This window comes from Vibrio sp. QJM3NY_35, from assembly GCF_057785915.1.
Window position 1 is genome coordinate 2116035 of sequence record NZ_CM173507.1, and the last position, 26117, is coordinate 2142151.

The 26117-nt window shown below is 45.1% G+C and carries 24 protein-coding genes; 14 read left to right on the forward strand and 10 right to left on the reverse strand.

Translation table 11 applies throughout. The features are described from left to right. Positions 1–11 precede the first annotated feature (11 nt). From trpCF to trpA, 3 genes are all read left to right on the forward strand, one after another. Positions 12–1451 carry a bifunctional indole-3-glycerol-phosphate synthase TrpC/phosphoribosylanthranilate isomerase TrpF gene (gene trpCF, locus AC3CH3_RS09525; protein WP_488537038.1) on the forward strand — a complete coding sequence of 480 codons (1440 nt, stop codon included), beginning with the start codon at positions 12–14 and terminating at the stop codon, positions 1449–1451. A gap of 131 nt (positions 1452–1582) precedes the next feature. Beyond that, the gene (gene trpB / locus AC3CH3_RS09530; protein WP_017067402.1) at positions 1583–2773 is read left to right on the forward strand and encodes a tryptophan synthase subunit beta; all 1191 of its coding nucleotides are present in this window, start codon (positions 1583–1585) and stop codon (positions 2771–2773) included. Next, complete coding sequence (gene trpA, locus AC3CH3_RS09535) at positions 2773–3579, forward strand: tryptophan synthase subunit alpha (RefSeq protein WP_488537039.1); 807 nt, start codon at positions 2773–2775, stop codon at positions 3577–3579. The genes trpB and trpA overlap by 1 nt, the downstream gene beginning before the upstream one ends. Positions 3580–3676: 97 nt before the next feature. Here the strand turns inward: trpA and AC3CH3_RS09540 are convergent, their stop codons facing one another. Both AC3CH3_RS09540 and AC3CH3_RS09545 read right to left on the reverse strand, forming a co-directional pair. Further along, on the reverse strand, positions 3677–4474 hold the full coding sequence (locus tag AC3CH3_RS09540) for a slipin family protein (RefSeq protein WP_488537040.1): 798 nt from the start codon (positions 4472–4474) through the stop codon (positions 3677–3679). Between the two features lie 82 nt (positions 4475–4556). Beyond that, positions 4557–5963, reverse strand: a complete 1407-nt coding sequence (locus tag AC3CH3_RS09545; RefSeq protein WP_488537041.1) for an NfeD family protein — start codon at positions 5961–5963, stop codon at positions 4557–4559. 410 nt (positions 5964–6373) lie between these two features. Between AC3CH3_RS09545 and AC3CH3_RS09550 the strand changes: the two genes are divergently transcribed. Continuing rightward, the gene (locus AC3CH3_RS09550) at positions 6374–7693 is read left to right on the forward strand and encodes a dicarboxylate/amino acid:cation symporter (protein WP_019821116.1); all 1320 of its coding nucleotides are present in this window, start codon (positions 6374–6376) and stop codon (positions 7691–7693) included. A gap of 121 nt (positions 7694–7814) precedes the next feature. Here AC3CH3_RS09550 and AC3CH3_RS09555 read toward each other — a convergent pair whose 3' ends face one another. Together AC3CH3_RS09555 and hisC are read right to left on the reverse strand one after the other, a co-directional pair. Further along, the gene (locus tag AC3CH3_RS09555; RefSeq protein ID WP_019821114.1) at positions 7815–8588 is read right to left on the reverse strand and encodes an ABC transporter substrate-binding protein; all 774 of its coding nucleotides are present in this window, start codon (positions 8586–8588) and stop codon (positions 7815–7817) included. 10 nt (positions 8589–8598) lie between these two features. Then, positions 8599–9741 (reverse strand): histidinol-phosphate transaminase, encoded by a 1143-nt coding sequence (gene hisC, locus AC3CH3_RS09560; RefSeq protein WP_019821112.1) that lies wholly within the window; start codon positions 9739–9741, stop codon positions 8599–8601. Positions 9742–9922: 181 nt separating this feature from the next. On the opposite strand from hisC, the gene AC3CH3_RS09565 reads away from it, so the two are divergent. The 6 genes from AC3CH3_RS09565 to AC3CH3_RS09590 all read left to right on the forward strand — a co-directional run bounded on the left by AC3CH3_RS09565 (position 9923) and on the right by AC3CH3_RS09590 (position 13521). After that, positions 9923–10810: a LysR substrate-binding domain-containing protein gene (locus tag AC3CH3_RS09565; protein ID WP_237290227.1), complete on the forward strand. Its 888-nt coding sequence runs from the start codon at positions 9923–9925 to the stop codon at positions 10808–10810. A 286-nt stretch (positions 10811–11096) separates the two neighbouring features. Further along, positions 11097–11345 (forward strand): hypothetical protein, encoded by a 249-nt coding sequence (locus AC3CH3_RS09570; protein ID WP_017069991.1) that lies wholly within the window; start codon positions 11097–11099, stop codon positions 11343–11345. 133 nt (positions 11346–11478) lie between these two features. Continuing rightward, positions 11479–12045 carry a septation protein A gene (locus AC3CH3_RS09575; protein ID WP_019821107.1) on the forward strand — a complete coding sequence of 189 codons (567 nt, stop codon included), beginning with the start codon at positions 11479–11481 and terminating at the stop codon, positions 12043–12045. Positions 12046–12233: 188 nt separating this feature from the next. Beyond that, the gene (yciA, locus tag AC3CH3_RS09580; RefSeq protein WP_017061510.1) at positions 12234–12632 is read left to right on the forward strand and encodes an acyl-CoA thioester hydrolase YciA; all 399 of its coding nucleotides are present in this window, start codon (positions 12234–12236) and stop codon (positions 12630–12632) included. 195 nt (positions 12633–12827) lie between these two features. Continuing rightward, on the forward strand, positions 12828–13124 hold the full coding sequence (locus AC3CH3_RS09585) for a YciI family protein (RefSeq protein WP_004741234.1): 297 nt from the start codon (positions 12828–12830) through the stop codon (positions 13122–13124). A gap of 1 nt (position 13125) precedes the next feature. Then, positions 13126–13521 carry a GspS/AspS pilotin family protein gene (locus AC3CH3_RS09590; RefSeq protein WP_372152801.1) on the forward strand — a complete coding sequence of 132 codons (396 nt, stop codon included), beginning with the start codon at positions 13126–13128 and terminating at the stop codon, positions 13519–13521. An 83-nt stretch (positions 13522–13604) separates the two neighbouring features. On the opposite strand, the gene metE is transcribed toward AC3CH3_RS09590, so the two are convergent. Beyond that, positions 13605–15968 carry a 5-methyltetrahydropteroyltriglutamate--homocysteine S-methyltransferase gene (gene metE, locus AC3CH3_RS09595; protein ID WP_488537042.1) on the reverse strand — a complete coding sequence of 788 codons (2364 nt, stop codon included), beginning with the start codon at positions 15966–15968 and terminating at the stop codon, positions 13605–13607. 280 nt (positions 15969–16248) lie between these two features. Between metE and AC3CH3_RS09600 the strand changes: the two genes are divergently transcribed. After that, the gene (locus tag AC3CH3_RS09600; RefSeq protein WP_019821102.1) at positions 16249–17160 is read left to right on the forward strand and encodes a LysR substrate-binding domain-containing protein; all 912 of its coding nucleotides are present in this window, start codon (positions 16249–16251) and stop codon (positions 17158–17160) included. Positions 17161–17299: 139 nt separating this feature from the next. Here the strand turns inward: AC3CH3_RS09600 and AC3CH3_RS09605 are convergent, their stop codons facing one another. Both AC3CH3_RS09605 and AC3CH3_RS09610 read right to left on the reverse strand, forming a co-directional pair. Then, on the reverse strand, positions 17300–17500 hold the full coding sequence (locus AC3CH3_RS09605) for a DUF4250 domain-containing protein (protein WP_004736508.1): 201 nt from the start codon (positions 17498–17500) through the stop codon (positions 17300–17302). A gap of 132 nt (positions 17501–17632) precedes the next feature. Further along, positions 17633–18313 carry a hypothetical protein gene (locus AC3CH3_RS09610; RefSeq protein WP_017069996.1) on the reverse strand — a complete coding sequence of 227 codons (681 nt, stop codon included), beginning with the start codon at positions 18311–18313 and terminating at the stop codon, positions 17633–17635. 330 nt (positions 18314–18643) lie between these two features. Here AC3CH3_RS09610 and AC3CH3_RS09615 point away from each other — a divergent pair, with 330 nt between their 5' ends. Beyond that, positions 18644–20950 (forward strand): YgiQ family radical SAM protein, encoded by a 2307-nt coding sequence (locus AC3CH3_RS09615; protein WP_488537043.1) that lies wholly within the window; start codon positions 18644–18646, stop codon positions 20948–20950. A gap of 125 nt (positions 20951–21075) precedes the next feature. Here AC3CH3_RS09615 and AC3CH3_RS09620 read toward each other — a convergent pair whose 3' ends face one another. The 3 genes from AC3CH3_RS09620 to AC3CH3_RS09630 are packed head-to-tail and all read right to left on the reverse strand — an operon-like array spanning position 21076 to position 24030. Further along, complete coding sequence (locus AC3CH3_RS09620; protein WP_372204227.1) at positions 21076–21540, reverse strand: GtrA family protein; 465 nt, start codon at positions 21538–21540, stop codon at positions 21076–21078. Next, entirely contained in the window at positions 21527–23014 is a 1488-nt protein-coding gene (locus AC3CH3_RS09625; RefSeq protein WP_488537044.1) for an ArnT family glycosyltransferase, read from the reverse strand. Before AC3CH3_RS09625 ends, AC3CH3_RS09620 begins: the two co-directional genes overlap by 14 nt. Beyond that, positions 23011–24030, reverse strand: a complete 1020-nt coding sequence (locus AC3CH3_RS09630) for a glycosyltransferase family 2 protein (RefSeq protein WP_019821096.1) — start codon at positions 24028–24030, stop codon at positions 23011–23013. The genes AC3CH3_RS09625 and AC3CH3_RS09630 overlap by 4 nt, the downstream gene beginning before the upstream one ends. Positions 24031–24156: 126 nt before the next feature. On the opposite strand from AC3CH3_RS09630, the gene AC3CH3_RS09635 reads away from it, so the two are divergent. Together AC3CH3_RS09635 and AC3CH3_RS09640 are read left to right on the forward strand one after the other, a co-directional pair. Next, positions 24157–24834: a response regulator transcription factor gene (locus tag AC3CH3_RS09635; protein ID WP_029405344.1), complete on the forward strand. Its 678-nt coding sequence runs from the start codon at positions 24157–24159 to the stop codon at positions 24832–24834. Beyond that, on the forward strand, positions 24831–26117 hold the full coding sequence (locus AC3CH3_RS09640; RefSeq protein WP_488537045.1) for a sensor histidine kinase: 1287 nt from the start codon (positions 24831–24833) through the stop codon (positions 26115–26117). The genes AC3CH3_RS09635 and AC3CH3_RS09640 overlap by 4 nt, the downstream gene beginning before the upstream one ends.

The following is a 26117-nucleotide window of genomic DNA, read 5'->3' on the forward strand; positions in this document are numbered from 1 at the left end:
AGACAAAGAACATGACACAGACTACCGATAAACTGTCGACCCACGTTTCAGTCAAAGAAGCTGAAATGGCGGAAGTATTAGCAAAAATCGTTCGTGATAAATACCAATGGGTTGATGCACGTAAGCAGACTCAACCATTGGATGAGTTTAAAGCGTCACTAACTGCAACAGACCGCAGCTTTTATGATGCTCTGAGCGGAGAGCAAACAGTTTTCATCACTGAATGTAAAAAGGCATCTCCGTCAAAAGGTCTAATCCGTGACGAGTTTGACCTCGACTACATTGCGTCGGTTTACAACAACCACGCAAACGCGATTTCTGTGCTGACAGACGAGAAGTACTTCCAAGGTGACTTTGAGTTTTTACCTAAGGTTCGCAGCATTGCTAAGCAGCCTATCCTGTGTAAAGACTTCATGGTTGATACCTACCAAGTTTACTTAGCTCGTCACTACTCTGCAGATGCTATCTTGTTGATGCTATCGGTATTAGATGACGAAGAGTACCAAGCACTTGCTGAAGTTGCTCACTCGCTCAACATGGGTGTACTAACCGAAGTCAGTAACGAAGAAGAACTTCACCGCGCAGTCGCTCTAAACGCGAAAGTAATCGGTATTAACAACCGTAACTTACGTGACCTTTCGACTGATTTGAACCGTACTAAAGAGTTGGCACCATTGATTCGCGAACTGGCTCCAAACGCAGTCGTGATTTCAGAGTCTGGCATCTACACACATCAACAAGTACGTGACCTTTCAACGTTTGCAGATGGCTTCCTAATCGGTAGCTCTCTAATGGCAGAGAAGAACCTTGAGCTTGCGGTGCGTAAAGTAACGCTGGGCGAAAACAAGGTGTGTGGTTTAACTCACTCTGATGATGCAGCGAAAGCGTATCAAGCTGGTGCGGTATTCGGTGGTCTGATTTTCGTTGAAGCATCGAAGCGTCATGTGGATATCGAAGCGGCTCGTTTAACTATGAGTGGCGCACCTTTGAACTACGTGGGTGTGTTCCAAAACCACAGCGTAGCAGACGTTGCGAAAACGGTTTCTGAGCTAGGTTTATTTGCGGTGCAACTGCACGGTGATGAATCTCAAGCGTTTGTCGATGAGTTAAAACAGTCACTGCCTGAAAGCGTTGAGATTTGGAAAGCTTATGGTGTTGCTCCCGATGCTGAGAGCTCGCTACCAGAATTACTGGAAAGCAACGTGACTCGTCACCTGCTAGATACTAAAGTGGGTTCTCAAACAGGTGGCACAGGCCAAGTGTTCGATTGGAGCCTAATCAACAACCAAAGCGCAATCATGTTGGCGGGTGGCCTAAACCCAGAAAATGCCAACCAAGCGGCTAAGCTGGGCTGCTTAGGATTGGACCTAAACTCTGGCGTTGAATCCGCTCCAGGCAAAAAAGACGCAGACAAGCTGCAGCTTGCTTTTGCTGCGATTCGCAATTACTAGTCCAAACTCGGCGCTAGAAATTAGAAAGCAGAAACTAAAAACATATTTGTGAGCTTTGCCTTTTGCGAAGCTCAAACAAGATTAAATGACTTGGTGTGAATACACATCAGTAGAATTGAAGGAATAACACAATGGCTAAACTCGATGCCTACTTTGGTGAATACGGTGGTCAATACGTACCGCAGATCCTAGTGCCAGCACTAGACCAACTTGAACAAGCATTTATCGATGCACAAGCCGATCCTGAGTTCCGCAGCGAATTCATGACGCTTCTTCAAGAGTACGCTGGTCGTCCAACGGCGTTAACGCTCGCACGCAACCTGACAAAAGGTACGAAAACCAAACTGTACCTAAAGCGTGAAGATCTACTTCACGGCGGTGCGCACAAGACCAACCAAGTACTTGGTCAAGCATTGCTAGCAAAACGTATGGGCAAGCAGGAAATCATCGCTGAAACTGGCGCAGGCCAACACGGTGTGGCAACAGCTCTAGCTTGTGCTCTATTAGGTCTTAAGTGTCGTGTTTACATGGGTGCAAAAGACGTTGAACGTCAAAGCCCGAACGTATTCCGTATGAAGCTAATGGGCGCAGAGGTTATCCCTGTTCATTCTGGCTCTTCAACGCTAAAAGATGCGTGTAACGAAGCACTACGTGACTGGTCTGCAACTTATGAAGACGCTCACTACCTATTGGGTACTGCAGCAGGTCCTCACCCATTCCCAACGATTGTTCGTGATTTCCAACGCATGATTGGTGAAGAAACTAAGAACCAAATTCTAGCTCGTGAAGGTCGCCTTCCTGATGCGGTTATCGCTTGTGTCGGCGGTGGTTCAAACGCTATCGGTATGTTCGCAGATTTCATTGAAGAAGAGTCTGTACGCCTAATCGGTGTAGAGCCTGCTGGTAAAGGTATTGATACCGACCAACACGGCGCGCCACTTAAGCACGGTAAAACGGGTATCTTCTTCGGTATGAAAGCACCACTGATGCAAGATGAGAACGGCCAAGTAGAAGAGTCTTACTCTGTTTCTGCAGGTCTAGATTTCCCATCAGTTGGTCCTCAACACGCGCACCTAAATGCCATTGGCCGTGCTGAATACGACAACGTGACCGATGACGAAGCGCTAGAAGCGTTCCAATTGATTGCACGTAAAGAAGGTATTATCGCAGCGCTAGAGTCATCTCATGCTTTGGCTCATGCTGTTAAAATGGCTCATGACGACCCAGAGAAAGAACAGCTATTAGTCGTTAACTTATCTGGTCGTGGTGACAAAGACATTTTCTCTGTACACGACATTCTTAAAGAGAAAGGAGCATTATAATGGATCGCTATCAATCACTCTTCACTCGCTTAGCTGAAAAGAATCAGGGCGCATTTGTACCATTCGTAACGGTTGGCGATCCTAACCCTGAACAGTCTCTTAAGATCATGGAAACTTTGATTGAAGCGGGTGCAGATGCACTTGAGCTTGGTATCCCATTCTCAGATCCGCTTGCAGATGGCCCAACAATCCAAGGCGCAAACATTCGTGCTTTAGATTCTAAAGTAACGCCAGATGTGTGTTTTGATCTTATTGGTCAAATTCGCGCTAAATACCCAGAGCTACCAATCGGCCTACTGATGTACGCAAACTTGGTTTACGCACGTGGTATAGAAAATTTTTACGAACGCTGCGCAAAAGCAGGCATCGATTCAGTATTGATTGCTGATGTACCAACCAACGAGAGTGGTGAGTTTGTTGCTGCAGCTAAGAAGTTTGGTGTTCACCCAATCTTTATTGCTCCACCAACAGCAAGCGATGAAACACTTCAATCAGTTTCTGAGCTAGGTGGCGGTTACACATACCTACTTTCTCGCTCAGGCGTAACGGGTGCAGAAACCAAGGCAAACATGCCTGTGACTGCCCTACTTGATCGTTTGAACAAGTTTGATGCGCCACCAGCACTACTTGGTTTCGGTATCTCTGCTCCTGAACAAGTGAAAGAAGCGATTGTAGCTGGCGCTGCTGGTGCTATCTCTGGCTCAGCGGTTGTGAAAATCATTGAAAATAACGTTGAACAACCAGAAGCAATGCTTAAAGCTCTTGCTGAGTTTGTTACGCCAATGAAAGCGGCAACGCAGAAGTAACAGTTAGAATCATTGGTCGTTAATTCGAACCAATGATTCACATATTAGAAGGCTCCACAACTGTGGAGCCTTTTTTATTGCTTTTCATTTGAGCCAATCACTCATCGGCTTTCATCGCTTTCTTAACTGCTGCCTCATTGAGCGTCGCTTTGATCGGATCGGTTATCTTCTCCACTAGATCGATGGGCATTGGGAAAATGATAGTGGAGGTTCTTTCGTTAGCCACCTCGGTTAGCGTTTGCATATATCGCAATTGAATGGCGTTAGGCGCTTTGTTTAGAACATCTGCGGCTTCCCGCAGCTTGGTGGATGCTTCAAGCTCACCGGTCGCGTGTATCACCTTAGCTCGGCGAGAACGCTCTGCCTCTGCTTGTTTCGCAAGAGCTCGCACCATACTGTCATCAAGATCAACATGCTTAATCTCGACATTGGCAATCTTAATCCCCCAGTTATCGGTGTGCTGATCAAGAATTGATTGTAAATCTCTGTTGAGCTCTTCTCGCTCAGACAACAGCTCATCCAATTCATGCTGACCTAGAACAGACCGCAACGTGGTTTGTGAGAGTTGGCTAGTGGCTTCGAGATAGTTCTCCACGTTGTTGATTGCCATCTTAGGATCAAGCACTCGGAAATAGACCACAGCGTTAACCTTAACCGACACATTATCTCTGGTGATCAAATCTTGTGTTGGTACATCTAAAACGATGGTTCGCAAGTCGACTCGCACGATTTGTTGAATGAAGGGAATGATGATAATTAACCCTGGCCCTTTCACACCGTAAAAGCGCCCTAAGAAGAACACTACTGCACGCTCGTACTCGCGCAGCACTCTGAACATGCTGGCTATCAACAAGATAACGAGCACAATGACAATACCTATAGTGTGTATAAACATAACCGCCCCCTAATGGTAACGATGGCTAAGCAATTAATAATTCAATAACGTTTGTACTAGCACTCCACGCTAACAGTCCGCGCTAACCAGATTTCGAAGATGTCTCATCGGGCAACGCCTCAACATCCAAAGATAGCCCCGTCAGCTTGGTCACTCTGATAATTTGCCCCGCTTGCAATTCACTCGCACATTTGGCTTGCCAGATCTCACCTTCGACTAGCACACGCCCCACACCGGGGAAGCCGCTTACCACTTTGCCGGTGTCGCCGACAACCGCTTCCACCCCCGTAGTCACTGGCTTGTTTCTCACTCGAACTAACATGGATATGGTTATGACAATAAACGCTACAGAGAACAAACTGATTCCGATAATTAACGGCAATGCGATTTGGTAACCCGGTACTTCAGTGTCCATCAGCATGATTGAGCCCAATGTAAATGCAGCAACGCCACCCAAACCGAAAATACCAAAGCTCGGACTAAAGGCTTCCGCAACCATTAAAGCTATACCCAACAAGATCAAAGCAAGACCCGCGTAACTCACAGGCAGCATTTGTAACGAGTACATCGCCAATAACAGACAGATACCGCCCAATACACCCGGTAAGCCGACCCCTGGGTTATAAAACTCCAGCAACAAACCATAGATACCGATGAGCATGAGGATGTAAGCGACATTTGGATTCGTAATCACCGAAAGCAAACTAAAGCGCCAGTCTTGTTCACGCTCGACAAAAGCCACATCACTAAGTTGGACTTCCTGATTGATACCGTTAATGGTGATGGTGCGTCCGTTGCTTAGTTCAACCAATTGCTGAAGGTCACTAGCAAAAAAATCGATCACGTTAAGTGTCAGTGCATTCTCTGAGTCCAAACTCGCCGCTTCTCTTACCGCTTTTTCTGCCCATTCTTCGTTACGGTTGTGCAATTTGGCCAAGCTAACAATGTAGGCAGCAGCATCATTGATGACTTTCTTCTCCATCGCAGTGGTGGCTTTTACTTGTTCTGAGTTCTCTTGTTTTGTTTCGTCTTGCTCACTCACTGATGTGTTGTCATCTTTATTGGCATCATCTTGAGGCGATAAAGGATTAGTCGGCGCTTTGCCACCGCCAAGAGACACTGGCGTGGCTGCGCCTAAATTGGTTCCGGGCGCCATAGAGGCGATATGGCTAGCAAGTAAAATATAGGTTCCGGCGCTCGCTGCTCGTGAGCCCGCAGGCCCAACCCAAGTAGCTACTGGAATCGGTGACGTGGTGATGGATCGAATAATGTCACGCATCGACGAATCTAACCCGCCAGGCGTGTTCATTTTCAAAATAATGAGCTTTGCTTGCTCATCGTGAGCTTGTTCTATTTCTCTAGTGAGGTAATCACTGGTCGCCGGACCTATCCCTCCGTTCACCTCAATCACCCAGACATCATCGGCCTGAGCAAACACTGAGCTGAGCAACAGAAGAAACGCAAACAAGTACTTTAATATAAAAGTCATAGCCCCTCTCCTTACAACTGAGATGCTAGATAGACGTTTTATTTAAAGCGCAGAGGTAACATCTTGGTAATAAATAGATACCTTAAGCATAGTTCAGGCTAAATTTCACACAACACGTACCTGTGGATTTACCCCAACACAAACGCTCAAAAAACACTCGCAAATGAAATCAAAATGTTAATGGGACGTTTTCAACACCAACGATTGTAAATCATTCACAAAACCTCCAGCGAAAAAGCTTTTATAAATTCAACAAATAACATCGCTATAAAAAACCAAGGCAAACGATTGCATTGTTGTGCAAAATCAACAAATGACATTAGACCACCTGTTTTTCAGAGACTTTCACCTCTGCTCATATTGATAAATGTAAAGGATACGTGTAAAACTCGTCGCGAAATATTAATCCAATGGTACATCGTACATTGGTGAGTAGTTCTGGGATTTTTATATTTAGTAGCACAGAGGTTATGGAAGTGTTAAAAGAAAAGAGTTTACTAAGCAACATCGGCGTTCAAGTCGTTATTGCAATGATCGTCGGTACTGTAGTTGGTGCGATGATGGGTGACAGCGCAACTATGTTCGCTCCACTGGGTGCTATCTTCATCAACTTGATCAAGATGTTGGTTATCCCTCTAGTCGCAGTTGCACTGATTTCAGGTGCTGCTGGTTTAGGCAACAGTTCATCTGCAGGTAAAGTCGGCGTAACTACATTGGGTTACTTTGCACTAACGTCTGCACTTGCTGTAGCGCTAGCGCTAGTAATGGGTGAAGTATTCGAACCGGGTCGTGGTATCGATGTTTCTGGCGTAGAAGGCATGTTCTCTTCTGAATACGCTGCGAAAGGCGAACTTCCAACGTTCTGGGCAACCATCACTGGCATGATCCCTACCAACGTTTTCCAATCATTGAATGAAGCAAACATTCTGCAAATTCTCGTTTTCTGCTTATTCTTCGGTATTGCGATTTCTAAACAAGCGAAAGAAAAACGTGATCCTATCATCAATGGCGTAAACGCGATTGTTGACGCTATGGTTTGGATGATCAACAAGGTTATGATCATTGCACCACTTGGCGTATTCGGCCTAATGGCAGAAGCAGTTGGTACATTCGGTTTTGGCGCACTTATGGTTGTGTTCAAACTGTTCGTTGTTTACATCGCTGCGATCCTGATCTTCGGTTTTGTTGCTTACCCACTGATGATTCAGATCTTCACTAAGACTTCAGCTAAGAAGTTCCTAGTGGCAATGAAGAAGCCTCAAGCGGTTGCACTATCAACAGCCTCTTCAATGGCGACACTGCCAGTAACAATGGAAACGGTAGAGAAAGAACTTGGCGTTCGCAACTCTACGGCTTCATTCGTTCTGCCACTTGGTGCGACGATCAACATGTCTGGTAATGCAATTTACTACGGCCTAGTTGCTATCTTCTTCGCACAGCTGTTCAACATCGACCTGTCTATGGGTGCTTACGTTGCTATCATCGTAACGTCGACGCTAGGCGCAGTTGGTCAAGCAGGTGTTCCAGGTCCTTCTTTCCTAGTGGTTGCGGTTCTGCTAGCAGCTGGTATACCTATTGAAGGTCTACCTCTGTTGTTTGCTCTAGACCGTATCTTCGACATGATCCGTACTGCTCTGAACATCACTGGTGATGCAGCATGTGCAGTCATCGTTGATTCTCTAATCGAAGACGAAGCGAAAGAAGCTGAGCTACAAAAACAGCAAGCGTAATATTAAGCGCTAAGTTGGTGGTGACTTGAATTGACACCACCAGCATAAACTAGAAAATCCGAGAGCCTTACAGCCCTCGGATTTTTGTTTTTGGTGTTCTAATTTTTAGGTGTTAGACGAATTACAAATCAGCCCCGTAGATATCAAACGTGAAGTACTTAGCGGCGATCTTGTCGTAAGTACCGTTCGCTCTGATCTCTTCAATCGCGGCATTGAATTGTTTCGCCAGTTTTGAATCCTGCTTTCTTAACGCTAGTGCCGTGCCTTCGCCAATGTAGGCTTTGTCGGTCACTGCTTTGCCTTTGAATTCAAAACCCTCACCTTCTTTCTTGTCTAAGAAAGCCAATGACAGCTGATCTGAGTTGCCGAAGGTTAGATCTAGACGACCGTTTTGCAGATCCAGATACACCTCATCTTGGCCGGTATAACGCTTAATATTTGCGACATCCCCAAACTTGTCTGTTACGTAGCGATCGTGAATCGTTCCTTGCTGTACTCCAATAGTTTTACCATCGAGGCCTTGCTTATCAATATCAAACTTTGCACTTTTGGCAGCAACAAATACGGCTGGTGTTTGGTAATACTTATCGGTGAACAAAATCTTGCGCTTACGCTCTTCGGTAATACGCATTGAAGCCATGATCACATCTGACTTTCTTGCCAGCAAACTTGGAATTAGCGAGTCCCAACTTTGTGAAACCCAAGTACAATCGAGTTTGGCTTGCTCACACAAGGCATCAGCTATCTCAATGTCAAACCCGACAGGCACACCATCACTGTTTTTGTAGTTGAATGGCGGATAGGTAAAGTCTGACGCCAAACGGATTTCTTTCGCCTGTACCGTTGTACCAAGTAAAGCGGCCGCACAAGCGAGTCCTAGTATTATCTTTTTCATCATTGCCATCCTAGATATGATTTTTATCGAGTTGAGATTGAGTTTCTTTATGTTGAGATTGTTGAACTTGTTTACTTTGTTGATTCTTTTCTAATTCGGTTTGGTAACGTGTAAATGACGTTATCACTTCTAGCATGCTCTCTTGGCTACCAATACTGATTCGTACACAGTTACGCAAAGCAGGTTCGTGGTTTTGATTCCTTGTCACAATGCCATCCTTCGCCAATACACTGAACACTTGATGCCCAGGTTTTTGACGCAGCAAAATAAAGTTCGTCGATGAAGGGTAAACAGACTCGATGAAATCAAACTGCGTTAACTCACAAGCAAACCAGTTACGTAGTTCGACCAGCTTTTGTGTGGCGTCTTGCATCACTGAGACTCGTTCATCAGACAAAGCGTCTAACACGATTTGCGATGAGCAATCCGGCATCGGATAAGGTGGAATCAGCTTCGCAACATACTGCATCACATTTTGACTCGCTAAGATAAAACCACAACGAACCGCAGCCAGTCCAAACGCCTTAGACAAGGTGCGAATTACTACCAAATGCGGATAACGCTCAATAAGGCTCACCGCTGACGTTTGTGGTTCAAACTCGATATACGCTTCATCGACTACCACTAGAGATTTTCCAATCGTGCCTTCCAGTACCTGAATCAAATCCGATTTAGGAATCACATTACCCGTTGGGTTGTTTGGTGAGCAAAGAAACACGATATTCGCCAGCTCTGCCTTATTCACGATATCAGCGACGTTCAGGCTGAAATCTTGCTGCAATGGAGAGTCCAAGGTATTAATCGCCAATGCATCGGCGCAAAACTCATACATCGCATACGTGGGTGAACAGATAAGTATGTTGTCGCTTGCCGGTTTACAGAATGTTCTGATCAGCAAATCAATCGCTTCATCGGCGCCACGAACGGCAACAGTCGCAGCATCAGTGCCACAGTAATCTTGGTAAGCCTTAGCAATATCTTGTGGTAAGAAGTCTGGGTATCGGTTGTGACTTACTTCTCCTTGAAACAGCGAGCTTTCCAATTCATTGGCGTTTAGCCAGACACGTCCATCACCGCCAATTCTTCTTGCTGATTGATAAGGTATTAATTTTTTTACAGCCTGAGGTACTAAACTATCGATAAAAGATGTCAAGAAGCTATCCCTTTCACAAAATCACAATGTCTTCACCACTGCCTTCATATTCAAAAAATGTGACTTATACACATATTGAATCACAAATGATGATTAAGTATTTACATTCAAACAGAACACTATTGATAAATGAATCGAAATAATCACATAATAGCCATGATAAAAAGTCATAGGTAAAGATATGAATCGCACACTTCCTTCAACTAAAACCTTGCTCGCGTTCTTGTCGACGGCAAGGCATCTCAACTTTACGCGAGCGGCACATGAGCTCAATGTTACGCAAGGTGCAGTAAGTCGTCAGATATTGTCGTTTGAAGAAAGCCTTGGCTGTGATCTCTTCTATCGCCATGCTCGAGGATTGTCTTTAACACCTAAAGGAGAAGAGCTGGTTCCTCTTATACAAGGAACGATTCATCAACTGCAATCGGCTCTCAATCAAGTCGCAAGTTCTCCCTCTAAGATCAAACTCAACGCCCCCAGCTGTATTACCTCTTGGCTGCTACCCAAGTTGATGTCTTTTCAGCAAGCCTACCCTGAAATTGATGTCGAGCTCACGTCGACCATCAAGCACGTTTTTGAACCAAGCTTTGACCCGTTTGACGCCGTAATCACCTATGGTAAGAAGCCAAACCAACAATCGATTGTGAGCCAGTTATTATTCAACGAACAGCTGGCTCCGGTCTGCCAGGCGCAAAGCATTACTCAGAGCCATCTTGTAAGTAGCTCTTCTACTATCATCAAGCCACACAAGCTCGCTCAATACACTTGGTTACACGCCAACAATGAGCAAAGTGATTGGCGACTATGGTTAGAACACATAGGAAGCCACGACCTTTCAAGTAAGAACAACCAACAATTCGCGACACTTGATCAAGCGATGAATGCAGCCATTCAAGGATTTGGCATTGCCATAGGCGACATCACGCTGGCCAAGCAAGATATCGATTTGGGCAGGTTGGTGAAAGTGAGTGAAGGCAGTGTCTTTTCTGGAAATGGTTACTTCTTGCTGCAGCCTAAGAATCGACAAAATACATCTTTATCTACGCTTGTTGATTGGCTTGTCGATTAGCGGCCATCACCGTAGATAGAACCACACTATAAACGGCAGTAGAGCGTCATAATGAGAATTTCATCGTTCTCAAAATGAAACTATTTTATGTCTGTTACGTATTGGTTGTCAGAGAATAGAATGTACTTCGTCTTAACTATTTGAAAAGAAGTTCAATTCTATTTAGTCGGGTATTTATTCTGTTCAGTTGGAGAAAATGGCATTCGAATTGCTTTGTCATAGATAACCCAACCAATATACAGCAGGTTGCAACAGTTTCACTGCAGCTTGTCACGGAGGATAGGCTATGACCTTACAAAGACATACGTATTACGGCTTGATTCACCATGGAATTAAAACATTATTAATGGACAGAATTGGCCACTTCACAGAACGTGAATATCACGAGTATCTCGACTTAACGACCGGTAAATCGACGTGTTTTGCCATGAGCGAACAAGAACTCGAAAACACCTTAGACAGCTTGAAAAGCGAAGGTTATCTTGAAGACATCAAGAAGCTGATACCTCGCTACCAAACCTCGTCAATGCGATAAACTGTTAAAACTCGTAAAACACGATGAGCGGTTAGATTGAATTAATTGGCACCCAATTGTCTCGGGCTATTTAGCATCGAGACAGTTTTCGTTAGACTGTCATCAACTCAACTAACTGGATAGTCAGTGTCTCATGAAACAAATTCTTGATTTCATTCCTCTCATTATTTTCTTTGCGCTTTATAAGATGTACGACATCTATACCGCGACCGGTGCTTTGATCGTTGCCTCTGCAGTTCAAATTATTATGACGTACTTCATCTACAAGAAAGTCGAAAAAATGCAGGTCATCACCTTTCTAATGGTTGCCGTATTTGGTGGCATGACCATCTTCTTGCACGACGACAACTTCATTAAATGGAAAGTCACCATCGTTTACGCACTGTTTGCGATTGGTCTGACGGTCAGTCACATCATGGGTAAATCAGCGATTAAGGGTATGTTAGGCAAAGAGATCACACTGCCTGATTCAGTATGGGGCAAGATCAACTGGGCATGGACTCTATTCTTTACTCTATGTGCCGTTCTCAACGTTTACGTTGCTTTCAGCCTACCGTTGGATGTTTGGGTTAACTTCAAAGTGTTTGGTTTGCTCATCGCTACCTTGCTCTTCACTTTACTTACGGGTGTATACATCTATAAGCATCTACCAAAAGACCAGCAAAAAGAGTTAACAGATAATAATACCGACGAGAAATAGCCCTTAGGGATGAGTCCTCATACCCTATTTGATACAATTATTATCAATATGCGATTGGCCAATGATACTCGCGATCATTGGCCACTGATTATTTGTGTTCGGTGAAGACGTTAAAAATTCGACCACCGCGAGTCTCGTAAACACATCTATTTTTATATAAAACAATCAATACCATTAAGAGTACGACAATGACTATTCAATCAACTTTGAACCCGATTGGTTCTTTACTTCTTCGCACATTAGCGATGCCTTCTGATACAAATGCAGCGGGCCAGATTTTCGGTGGTTGGATAATGTCTCAGCTTGACCTTGCTGGCGGCATACTGGCAAAAGAGATCTCTAACGGCAAGATAGTCACGGTTTCAGTATCGAGTATCGAGTTCAAACAGCCGGTTTCTGTGGGTGATGTTGTGTGCGTTTATGGTGACTGCACTAAGATTGGTCGCAGCTCGATGAATATCGACCTAGAAGTATGGGTTAAGCCTGTACTTGACCACGGTATTGGTGACCGCTACAAGGTATGTGGCGCGACATTCAACTACGTTGCGGTTGATGAAAGTGGGAAGCCTCGCCCAATCAACAAATAACACCATATATTAAGCGTGTGGCATCGATGGTCTTTAGTTTTTATAAATGAAATTGCTAAAGACCATACAACTCTCTCGCACCAATTCACAATTTCTTATCATTAGCCCTTCCAATACCAATTAGTTCGCGTAAATTAGCAAGATAGCGAATTTAAACGCCCCAAATTTAGTGAAGTAAAATAAGGATATCTCAATATGTGGTACGTGATTTTTTCTCAAGACGTCGAAAATTCATTAGAAAAACGCCTAAGTGTTCGCCCACAACATCTAGAACGCCTACAAACACTTCACGATGAAGGCCGACTGTTAACAGCGGGTCCAATGCCAGCTATTGACTCAGATAACCCTGGCGAAGCGGGCTTTACAGGTTCAACTGTGATTGCTGAATTTAACTCTTTGGAAGATGCACAAGCATGGGCAGACGCTGACCCGTACATTGATGCTGGCGTTTACCAAAATGTGATTGTAAAACCATTCAAAAAAGTATTTTAACGTGAAAAAATGGATTATTGGCTCACTGGCTTTAGCTCTGCTTGCAGGCTGTGCTTCAAGTGAGCAAGACCAACAAAGACAGCTAGAGATGATGGCGCAGCACCGAGCTGGCGTTTTATCTGCAGGCCTGCCGATTGAGTATGGCCCACTGTCGGTCATGCGCGTGCTAGCAAAAAACACGGTTATCGAAATCATGATGATCTACAACCAAGATGCAAAAGGTGCTAAGCCTTTAAACCAAGTTGTAGACATGAGTGTGAATAGCTACTGCACCAACTCTGAAGTGAGAGCAAACCTCGATATGGGCTTGGCTTACAACATCAAGATTCGCAACACTCGCGGACAACTGATGGTTGAGAAGTTGATCAGCAAAGAGACGTGTCAGAGCAGCAGCTAGATTCGACCGAGCAAGTATAAAACCAGAAGGCCTCGCATTTGCGAGGCCTTTGTTTTATGAAGCAATCTAAATCCTAGACTGAATTATGCCTCGGTTGATTCCCACTCTTTACGCAGTGCCTTAGTCGCCGAAACTAAATTAGTCAGCGCCGCTTCCGTCTCTGCCCAATTACGCGTCTTCAGCCCGCAATCAGGGTTTGCCCACAAACGTTCTGCTGGAATTTTCTCTGCCGCTTTCTTAAGTAAATCAACAATCCACTCTTCTGAAGGAATGTTTGGTGAGTGAATATCGTAAACACCAGGTCCAATCGCATTCGGGTAGTTGAACTCTTCAAATGCTTTCAGCAGTTCCATGTTCGAGCGAGAAGTCTCAATAGTAATCACATCGGCATCTAGCGCGGCTACTGAATCAATGATCTCGTTGAACTCGCTGTAACACATATGGGTATGGATTTGAGTTTCAGGTTTCGCACTCGCCGCTGAGATCTTAAAGGCATCAACCGCCCACTCTAGGTATTCTGCGTGGTCGCGCTTTTTCAGTGGCAAACCTTCACGAATCGCTGGTTCATCGATTTGGATAATGTTGATGCCCGCGTCTTGCAAATCAGACACTTCATCTCGCAGAGCAAACGCCAGTTGATTAGTGATCTCTTTACGTGAGATGTCTTCACGTGGGAATGTCCAACATAAGATAGTGACTGGGCCTGTCAGCATCCCTTTCATCTGCTTCGAGGTCAGAGATTGGGCATAGGTCGACCATTCCACCGTCATTGGTTTTTCTCGTTCAATATCCGCGACCACAATCGCCGGCTTCACGCAGCGTGAGCCATAGCTTTGTACCCAACCAAACTTAGTGGTTTGAAAGCCTGCTAGGTTTTCTGCGAAGTACTCCACCATGTCGTTACGTTCAGCTTCGCCATGAACAAGCACATCCAAATCCAGTGCTTCTTGACGTTTAACGGCATCCGCAATATGGCCTTTCAATGCAGTGTTATATTCCGCTTCACTGAGTTTGCCAGTGCGGTAAGCGCTACGTTGAACACGGATCTCGCCTGTCTGTGGGAACGAACCAATGGTTGTAGTTGGCAGTAACGGTAAACCCAACACCTCAGACTGGTGCGCGGCACGTTCTGCGTATGGAGCAGTGCGCTCTGCTAGCGCTTTAGTAATCGTGCTAAGACGAGCTTGAACTTGCGGCTTGTTCACATGAGTCGCGCTCTTGCGTGCAACAATCGGTTGGCTGTAAGTCTCACACGCTAAAATGGCATTTTGGTCGCCGTCTAACGCCGCACCCAATAAGCTCACCTCTGTCACTTTCTGTTTTGCAAAGGCAAACCAACTCTTCACTTCTTCACTAAGCGTCTCTTCTAACTCAAGGTCAACCGGGCTATGCAGCAGTGAACATGAACTTGCGACCCATAGTTTATCGCCTAGCTTGTCTTTCACAGGTTGCAGCAACTCAAGCTGCGCGGCTAAGTCGGCTCGCCAAACATTGCGTCCATTGATTGCACCCGCAGAAAGCACCCAATCTTCAGGTAGCTTATTCACCACTTCATCGAGTTGCTGCGGTGCGGCAGCCAAGTCGATGTGTAAGCCGTTGACGGGCAGTTCTACAATTTTGTCTAACGTATCAGTCACAGAATCAAAGTACGTGGTAAGGAGTAGCTTCACATCACCTTGAATCACCTGATAAGCCAATTTGAATGAATCTGCCCACTTAGTTTCAAGTTCCAGAGAAAGGATAGGTTCATCGATTTGAACCCACTCAACACCCAACTTGGCCAGTTTTGCCAGAATTGCTTGGTAAGCGGTAAGCAAACGTGGGAGCAAGGTTAAACGGTCAAAGCCCTCTTCCACTTCTTTGCCGAGATATAAGTAAGACAGCGGGCCGAGAAGAACTGGCTTCACTTTATGCCCCGCTTTAATCGCTTCACTCACTTCGTCAAGCAGTTGTGGCCAGCTCACTTCAAAGGTGTCGTCTTTACTGAACTCAGGAACAATGTAGTGATAGTTAGTGTTGAACCACTTGGTCATGTCTGATGCTGCTGCACCATCTTTAGCGCTTTCAGAGCCGTGCTTAGCGCCACAACAAGTTGGCTGCCTTTGAGATTGTATTTGTGTTTGAGATTGACCGCGACCAACGCGGAACAAGGTATCTAAATCTGGGAAGGCTTTTTCATCTTCTGATCCACCAGCGTGACGCTTAGGTACATGGCCTAGAAGTAACGTCGTTGTTAGAACATGGTCGTACCATGCGAAGTCACCCGCAGTTGCAAAGCTTAGATTCGCGTCGGCTTGTACATTCCAGTTACGATTTCTCAATTCGCTGCCGAGCTGCTTGAGCTCAGATTGACCAATCTCGCCGCGCCAGTACTTCTCTAGTGTGAATTTAAGTTCGCGTTTTTCGCCGATACGTGGGTAGCCAAGAATATGCGTTGTTGTCGTCATGAGTCTGTTCCTTATTCGATAATTTTAATTTCCGGTCAGACTGCCTGTCATGGTTTTTACTTTTACAGAAAGGCGTCTGGATGGCTAAACTATCCACCTAATCTGAACGATGAACAACGTCCAAATATTCATCTTGTTTATTACAAATATTCATATTGAACAGACCGAAGATGAATAAAAAAAATCCATCTGGACATCTAGACGTTTACAAATGATAAAAAACCCCGTAGGGTGATTATTAAGAAATATTGAATTGGCTTAGGGAATATGAGGAATACTCATGATAGAGCTTAAACACCTTCGAACATTGACTACCTTAAGAGACAACGGCTCACTGACAGCGACTGCAACCTCTCTTCACCTGACTCAGTCGGCACTTTCACACCAATTGAAAGACCTAGAGGCACGTATTGGTGGTCAGCTTTTCCTGCGTAAAACTAGGCCAGTGAAATTCACCTCTGAGGGTGAGATCTTGCTTAAGCTCGCAGATGAGATACAGCCAAGAATCGCTAAAGCAGAGAATGAGTTGGCGAGCCTGAAAGAGGATGTGAATGGTCGATTGCACATGGCGATTGAGTGTCACTCATGCTTCCAATGGCTAATGCCCGCTTTGAAGGAATATCAAGTTGCATGGCCAAGCGTGACCCTAGATTTCTCGTCAGGTTTTGGTTTTGAACCGCTACCGGCATTAATGGCTGGTGAATTGGACTTGGTGATCACCTCAGATATACAGCCTCGTTCTGAAGTTCACTACGAACCGCTGTTCGATTTTGAGATGCGCCTTATCACCGCGATCAACTCGCCTTTGGCCGATAAAGCGAGCATTGATCCGCAAGATCTTAGCGATCTCACCATGCTCTCATATCCAGTTCAAAAACAGCGTTTAGACGTCGTGAAACACTTTTTGCAACCAGCAGGTGTGGAACCAAAGAAATGGAAACAAGCAGACAACACCTTGATGTTGGTGCAAATGGTATCAGCGGGTTTAGGTGTGGCGGCATTGCCAAACTGGGCGATCAGTGAGTTCTCAAGACAAGGTTTGATAGCCAGCAAGCCGTTAGGTAAAGGGCTTTCAAGAAGACTGTTTGCCGCAGTAAGAAACTCAGAAAAAGACAAACGTTACCTACAGGCTTTCTTTAGCACAGCAAGACAGCAGAGTAAGAGTCACTTAGATGGTATAGAGGTCGTTTAAGAGGTTCATTATTGGACTAGCTTAAGCCTGTATTAAATCGGATAGGCAAACGCCAGAAACAAAAAAAGTCACAGATAATCTGTGACTTTTTAGTTTCAGTACCGATGATTTTCGATATCTGTTAATTCGCGAAAATAGACTATCTTGGATAAGACTTAAACTGGTTAGTCAATGGGTCGTATTGATAGCCAAGCATATCCAGCTTACCCACGACACTTTCTATATCCATTTCATACATACTGATCAGCTCTTCAAAGCTATCGCACTCTAGGCGAAGTTTTTCATTCACGATTCCCAGCAAGATAATGCTATCGAAACCTTTGACGTTGCTTAAATCCATCTCGTACTCCTTACGAACACACCGACTAGAATTAAGTTTAGAACGCTTACCAACGCCATGCTAAAAAACTGATCACACTTCTTAAAGAGAATACGTGATTAATGAGCGTACGTAATTAATGAAAGTGCGCGATTAAAGTGCCCACACTGGCGTTAAACCCACAGCTGCCGCCAATAACATCAGTAACGAAATTGTCAGTTGCAGTTTTTCCGGGGTTTTAACGAACAATAAATGCCAACACCAAACCACGATAGCGGAGATTAACAAAGCAAAGCTGAACAGTAGCGTTGAAATCACAGGCTCTAATTGAGCTTCAGAAAGAGAATAAACACTCACGACTGTCGCCAAAACCACTAACATACCCGTCAGCACACCAACAACGGGCAGAACTCGGTGAAATGCCTGTAAGCGTGTTCTTGCAATCGTCAGCAATAAATGGCCAAACGCTGAGCCTAACAGTGCCACTAGCAATACAGTAGTGATAATGCCAACAGTAGTTGCTTGTTCCGTCGCTTGAATAGCCACGTAAGACAATGCCAAACCACAAGCTAAGTACATCACCCAAATAGGGCCAGAATCGCGTGTCTTCTTGGTTTGGACTTGAGAATAGAAGTAAAAGATCGCAAACACGACCAGAAAGGCTTCAATTTTTACTGAAGCGACGGCAAGCCACAGCACGCCAATCGCAGGTAACATCTTGTGGATACGACCACGCTGCCCCGGACAAATATCCCCTTTCACCAAGATGAGGGTTAAGATCAGTTGGGCTCCTAAAAGCATCGGAGCAAATTGTACTAATAACGTTTCGACCATTGTGGATCTACTTCTTCAGACTTATTTTCGCGAATAATATCAAAAACTGCTGCGAACACTAATCAAAATCACAAATTAGCGACGTTATTCAAGGCTTCAACTATGCTGTTGTATGGCTCTTTTGTCGCCATTTACCGTAAAAAGACGAAAGACACCAGAACTAACAGGGGCATGTTCTACTGGCTAGTCTAGGCTCATGCCGCTATAATTCCCGCCTCAAAAATCAGAGGTTGAAATATGTACAGCGATATCACTCCTATTCACGAACACAAAAAATACTGGGCCGAGTGCTACGGAACTGCACCCTTTTTGCCTACCAGTAGAAAGGAGATGGATGCTCTTGGATGGGATAGCTGTGACATTATTATTGTAACTGGTGACGCGTATGTCGATCACCCGAGCTTTGGTATGGCTATCATCGGCCGTCTGCTTGAAGCTCAAGGTTTCCGCGTGGGCATTATTGCTCAACCAAAGTGGGACAATAAAGATGCCTTCATGAAGCTAGGTAAACCTAACTTATTCTTCGGCATCACAGCGGGTAACATGGACTCCATGATCAACCGCTACACCTCTGATCGCAAATTACGTCACGATGATGCTTACACGCCAAATAACGAAGGTGGTAAGCGTCCTGACCGTGCAACTCTGGTTTACTCTCAACGCTGTCGTGAAGCTTACAAAGGCACGCCAATCGTGCTTGGTGGTATTGAAGCGAGCTTACGTCGTGTGGCTCACTACGACTACTGGTCAGATAAAGTTCGTCGCTCTGTATTATTTGATGCAAAAGCTGACATTCTTCTTTTTGGTAACGCTGAGCGTGCACTGGTTGAAGTGGCACACCGCATCGCCGACGGCGAAGACATGTCTACGCTGACCAATATTCGCGGTACTGCTATCAATCTTCCTGCGGCCCCTGAAGGCTTCAAGATCATTGACTCTTCTCGTATCGAAAAGCCGAACAAAGCGTACGTTCCGGTGAACCCGTACGAAGTTGAAACCCAGTGTGATACCAAGAAAGACGAAAAAGAAGAAGTAAAAGCGCAACCTATTACTATTCGTCCTTCTCGTCACGATGCAAAAACTACAGCGGTTCGTATCCCAGGTTACGAAAAGCTAAACAATGACCGTATTCTTTACGCTCACGCTAGCCGTATTCTGCACCTTGAGACAAACCCGTACTCAGGTCGAGCTCTGATCCAACGTCACGGCGATCGCGAACTTTGGGTTAACCAAGCGCCAATTCCATTGACTACAGAAGAGATGGACTACGTGTTTGGCCTTGCTTACAAGCGTGTTCCGCACCCGATGTACGGCAAAGCGAAAATCCCAGCATACGACATGATCAAAACCTCGGTTAACATCATGCGTGGTTGTTTTGGTGGTTGTTCTTTCTGTTCAATCACAGAGCATGAAGGTCGTATCATTCAGAACCGTTCGAAAGAATCTATCTTGGATGAGATCGAAGACATTAAAGATAAAGTACCAGGCTTCACAGGTACTATTTCTGACTTGGGCGGCCCAACGGCGAACATGTACCGTTTAGGTTGTTCAGATCCAAAAGCTGAAATTAACTGTCGTCGTCCATCATGTGTGTTCCCGAAAATCTGTGAAAAGCTAAACACAGACCATCAACACACCATTGACCTGTACCGCTCTGCGAGAAAAGTACCGGGCGTTAAGAAGATCATGATCGCTTCTGGTGTACGTTACGACTTAGCGATTGAATCTCCAGAATACGTTCGTGAGCTTGTGACTCACCACGTTGGTGGTTACTTGAAGATTGCTCCAGAGCATATTGAAAAAGGCCCACTGGACCTGATGATGAAGCCGGGCATGGGCACTTACGATCGTTTCAAAGAGATGTTCGAGAAGTACAGCGCTGAAGCCGGTAAGAAACAGTATCTAATTCCTTACTTCATCTCTGCTCACCCGGGCACAGAAGATGAAGACATGCTTAACCTTGCAATGTGGCTGAAAAAGCACAACTACGAGTGTGACCAAGTACAGAACTTCTACCCATCACCAATGTGTAACGCAACGTCGATGTACTACTCAGAGACCAACCCTCTGAAACGCGTGAAATATAAGAAGCGTGAAGATGTTCCTGTACCGAAAGGTGATCGTCAACGTCGTCTGCATAAAGCACTGCTTCGTTACCACGATCCTGAAAACTGGAAAATCATCCGTGAAGCACTAATCAGCATGGGCAAAAAGCACCTAATTGGTGACAAAGCGAACTGCTTAGTACCAGAAGAAGATTTTGAAGCTCAGACACCGGCACAGCGTCGTAAGTCTGGTCGTCACGGCTCACAACGTTTCGCAACTAAGCACAGTAAAGCTCAACCGGGTCTTGGCGGCGAAAGCCCACGTAACCATTCTAAGCCAGGTGGCAATAAGCCTAAACCGGGTGGTAAGAAGCCAACAGGTAGCCAAAACAACGGCAATCAGGGCAACGGAAAGCAGAACGGTAATGGAAATAAACCAGCGACTGGCTTCATCAAAAAAGCCCCTGCTAGCCAGCAATCGCAAGGCAATGGCGGCGGAAATGGCAAGCCAAACCGCAGCAAAGCGGGCAATGGTCAAGGTGGTAAACCCGCAAGTAACGGCAAGAATCGCCAACGCGCAACACAGCGTTAATATAGCGACTTCATTTACTTGATTATCATAAAAATACAAAGCGCAGCTATTTAGCTGCGCTTTTTTGTACCTGTTACAAATGAACTACCCAAAGGTTTCACTTGGTTATGTGATTACAAGGGATTCTAACGGGTAAAGACCCAATATTGACTAAACAGATAGTTAGTGACCATGCCTACCAAGATACCAACTGCCATGGCAATAAACACTGCCCCAGTAAACGCAGGCAGTAATTCAGTCATCAGCTTAAAGCACAGCAAATTAGGTATCGCCGATATCGATGCGGAAAACATGAACTTTTGCCACTGAATCAACTTCTCTGACCAACTACCCTGCCCTTTGAACTCAAAGGTCAGCACTCGATTACCAAACCACGTTGTTGTTGCGGCTGCAATGAAGGAGACAATTCTCGCAGTCATTAAGGGCAATCCAATAACGTAATGCATCAATGCAAACACTAAGCAATCAACAACAAACCCGCCAACACCAACCACAGCAAATCGAACCACCTTGTGGTGGGACTGTAACCTCTGACTGTGCGTTTGAAGCTTGTTGTTGAACATTCGTAACCCCGAGTTAACGCTGAACATCGCTGCCACTTTGAATATGACTCAACGATAAATTTGGTTTAATGTTTTGGCTATGACAACTGAATAGAGCACGCTTTATTTTCACCGTCGGCTCTAAAATACAGGTTAACGCGTTCTCTTTAATCTTGGTTTCCACTTCAGATCTTTTACCAATCAAATAGAACTTGTCGATGCCATCTAGTTGTTCGATATCAAGCAGTTTTTTTGCTTGCCCATGGCTGTAAAACTGCCCAGAGAACGGTCGTTTACCAACATAAAAACTTGGCGATGAATCGGTGATCTGTTCAAAGATAATACGGTCACTCTTCTCGTTCGCTTTACCTAAATTCAAGTAGACCATCGCAATCATTAACAGCACAGGTAGCACCAAAGCCACACTCGAAAACCACTTCTTATCTTTTTCAATTATGAGTATAGCAACCAACAAGCCAAGGGCCGGAATACCCGGCAACACATACGCAGGAAGAATATTACCCGCCATGGTGAAAAGAATTAGAGGAGAGAACAACCAACACACAAGGAATGAAAAAAAACCATTATGTTCAGCGTTAACTTCTGCGATTTTCTTACGACGAGCAAAAGTCAAAATAGGCAACACAATCGACCACGGCGCAGCGGCTTGAATCCAGAACACCCAGATCATACCTCGTGCTTGGTCGTGAGCAGAACCGTACAGATCACCTTCCCAGCCACTCACAACAAAACGCTTAAAGTGTTCGCCAACAATAAAGTAGTCGATGAAGCCCGGCGTTGCCATTTCAGCCATGATGTACCAAGGTAGAGCAATCGCTAACATCACACCTAAACCAGACAAAAATGGGAAACGTTGCCAAAGCGCTTTGAAAGCACCAAAGAAGCCGTGTTGTAATACCAACCAAGGGAAAACTGCGATACCCATGATGACAATCGCTACTGGCCCTTTTGCCAGCAAGCCTAGTGCTAAACCAATGAAACCAACATAGCCCCAAGATCGATTAGTCTTCGCATTAACTTCTCCCTTCGAACCCTCTCCTCCTAACCAACATAGATAGAAACCTAACATGGCAATGGTCATCGCTAACGTTAACGCCATGTCGGTCATCACAGCACCCGCCGCAATAGAGAAAATCCCACATGTCGCCAATACCACAGCCGCCACCAAGGCACTTTGTCCGGTACGCTTGGCCATGTACGCAACCAACAGAATCGTCGCGAAACCGGCTAGCCAGTGTGGCGCACGCACAGCAAACTCACTCAAACCAAACAGCTCAATCCCCGCTGCGCTCATCCATGTGAACAACGGTGGTTTACCCCAAAAAGGGATGCCGTAATCAAATTGAGGGGTTAACCAATTGCCGGTTTCTACCATCAAGCGAGCCATTTCACCGTAGCGTGCTTCCGTAGTATCCATTAACGGATAAGTCGCCAGAGATAGAAGCCTTAGAACCAATGCAAAAGCCAACAAATACCATAGGTGCGTTCGGTTCAGGCTCATGCTGACTCCTCTAATTTAAAGTGTGTTTTTAATGCAGGGGTATCAACCACGGATTGGATCAAATACAAAGGACGGTTCTTGGTTTCAATGAAAATACGACCTATGTATTCCCCCATTAAACCAATACTCAAAAGTTGAATGCCGCCAAGGGCAAGTTGAACGACCATCATTGATGGGTAACCCGTGATCGGCTCACCAAACATCAATGTTTTAAACACGATGAAGACGCCATACACAAAAGCAGTAAGCGCGACTAAACCACCAACGGCCGTCGCAATACGCAGCGGGCGGATAGAGAATGAGGTGATGCCATCCATCGCCAAACCGATTAACTTGAGGTAGTTCCACTTGGTCTCGCCACAGAAGCGAGCATCACGTTTAAATTGGATCGTCGCTTGTCTGAAACCCGGCCATGAGAAAATGCCTTTCATGTAGCGATTACGTTCAGGCAGTTGGTTGATATGGTCGACAACCTCTCGGCTTAACAATCGGAAATCACCTACATTTTCTGGAACATCGATTTTCGCAGCCACGTTCATGACTTTATAAAAGCTCGCCGCTGAAAACTTCTTAAACCACGTTTCACCGTCGCGCTGGCTACGCTGCATATTGACGACGTCATAACCTTCGCGCCACTTAGCAATCATTTGCGGGATAAGCTCAGGTGGATCTTGTAAGTCAGCGTCTAGCAAAATCACCGCTTGTCCCCGACAGTGCTCAAGGCCTGCGCTCATCGCTGATTCTTTGCCGAAATTACGGCTTAAACCGATAACAGAAATTGAGCTATTGATTGAAGTGAATGAGCTCACCAACTCCAAGCTGCTGTCTTTGCTACCGTCGTCGACATAAACGATTTCACTCTTGATGGGTAAGCTATCAAGCACCTTGGTAAGGCGAGAGTGGAACTCTTCCAATACCTCTTGTTCATCATAAAAAGGCACAATGATAGACAGAGAAACCGCAGGGTTGATCTGCGATGTGGAGACTTTAGGGCGGCTTATATGAAGTTCAGACATAATACGTTCTTCTATTTTTTTAATCTGAATCCAATCTACCCTCCCATAAGTGAAAGTTATGTTATTGACATATTTTTCACGCTCACTCAGGATAATGTTACCGTCTATTTCTGTATGAGAATCAAAATGAAACGAGTTCTGTTAGTCGAAGATAACCGTGAAATCGCAGGTGTCTTGTTTGATTATTTTGAGTGTATTGGCATGGAACTCGATTATGCGGACAACGGCGAACTCGGCCTGCAACTCGCGTTGGAAAACTCATTTGATATCATCATATTGGATCTGATGTTGCCAAGAATGGACGGCCTCACAGTTTGTAATAAACTGCGAGACCAAGGCAACGCAACGCCTATTCTAATGCTTACCGCGTTAGATAGCCGAGATGACATGTTGAAAGGGTTTGAGCATGGTGCCGATGACTATCTAACCAAACCTTTTGATTTGGATATTTTGGAAGCCCGAATGAAAGCGCTTGTTCGTCGTTACCGAGGAAAAGTGGCTTCTTCTAAGCTTCAGTTTGATGAACTCACCATTGATCAAAAAACCCGTAAAGCCTACCGTAAAGACAAACTGCTCGCACTTAACCCAACCACTTACACCATCCTTGAGATGCTGTGCCAAAAAGCACCTGAAGTAGTGACTCGTGAAGATATTTCCTACAAGCTTTGGCAGGAAGACGAACCCAACAACGATGTGTTACGTAGCCATATCTATCAGCTGCGTAATCAACTCGACAAGCCTTTTGACACCCAAATGTTGATTACTGTCCCTAAAGTAGGATTCCGTTTGGAGTCTTCAAATTGATTTTGAACGTTCTCACTAGCACTAAAACTCTAACTGGCCGCCTAGCGGTTTTCTTTGGGGCAATGGCGATCATTGTCTCGGTCTTTACCTACATAGTGTTTATGTCTGCACTTTATCTATCAGAAGACCGGGTGGGCGAAAGACGTATCTTGATTGACCGAAACTATGCGGTCGAGCAATTTCAGTCAGGGGAGAGTGGTAAAATTCGCATCGATGGTCTTACCATGGCATACAATGACCCTTCATTCATCCCTATCGAATACCGGAAATACATTGAAGGTAAAGAGAGCTTTGTTGGTGAGGTCGGAGAAGAGCCTGATTCACGAATGGTGTATGTCGGTGAGTATTCTGACAAAGGGAAAACCTATCCAATCATCCTTTTATCTGAAGTTGACCGCGTCGAGTTTAGTCATGACGAATTGGTGTACGCAACAACATTCGTTTTAACATTACTTTCCATTTTAATTTTTAGCTTTGGCGCTTTGCTCTATCGATTATCGAAACGACTGATAGAACCTTTCAACTTACTTTCAGAGCAACTTGAGACAAATAAATTAAACCTAAGTGAAGAGTTCGGTGTAAGTGATGACGCCGCCGTTGAGTTTCGCCAATTAACTGATCAGCTAAATCAATATCGTCGTGAAATTAATTCATTACTCAAACGAGAACAAGCCTTTGCTCGTTATTCAAGTCATGAGTTGAGAACCCCACTAACGGTCGCTCGTGGTGCGAATAAATTGCTATTAAGAAGCGAAACAACGGAATTTCAATCTCGTCAGGTTGAGCGCATTGATGAAGCCATTATCCAGATGTCAGAAATGGTCGATGCCCTACTCGGCCTCGTGCGTTACGAAAGAAACAGTGACGATGCGCCACTGCGACTGTTTAGCCAACAAGAGTTAGAGGCTATCGTCTCAAAAAACTCAGCACAGGCAGATGAGAAAGACGTCGAAATTTCCATGCATGTTCAATCCGAACCCACCATTCAAGCCACCAGCGCGATAATGAATATGTTAGTCGGAAACTTGTTGAGAAATGCCATTGCAGCGACCAATAGTGGCACCGTAACGGTCACTCTGTCCCAAGAGAGTGTTGTGATTGAAGATCAAGGAGAAGGCCTCCAAGAACAGTACAATCCAAATGGGCATGGGTTAGGTTTATTGATTGTCGAGGACTTGTGTCAACGCTTCCAATGGGGCTTTGAATTGGTCAATCGCAGCTGTGGTGGATGTACCGCTAAGATCACCTTTCAAACCGATCTATCCGCATCCACCCCAGAGTAA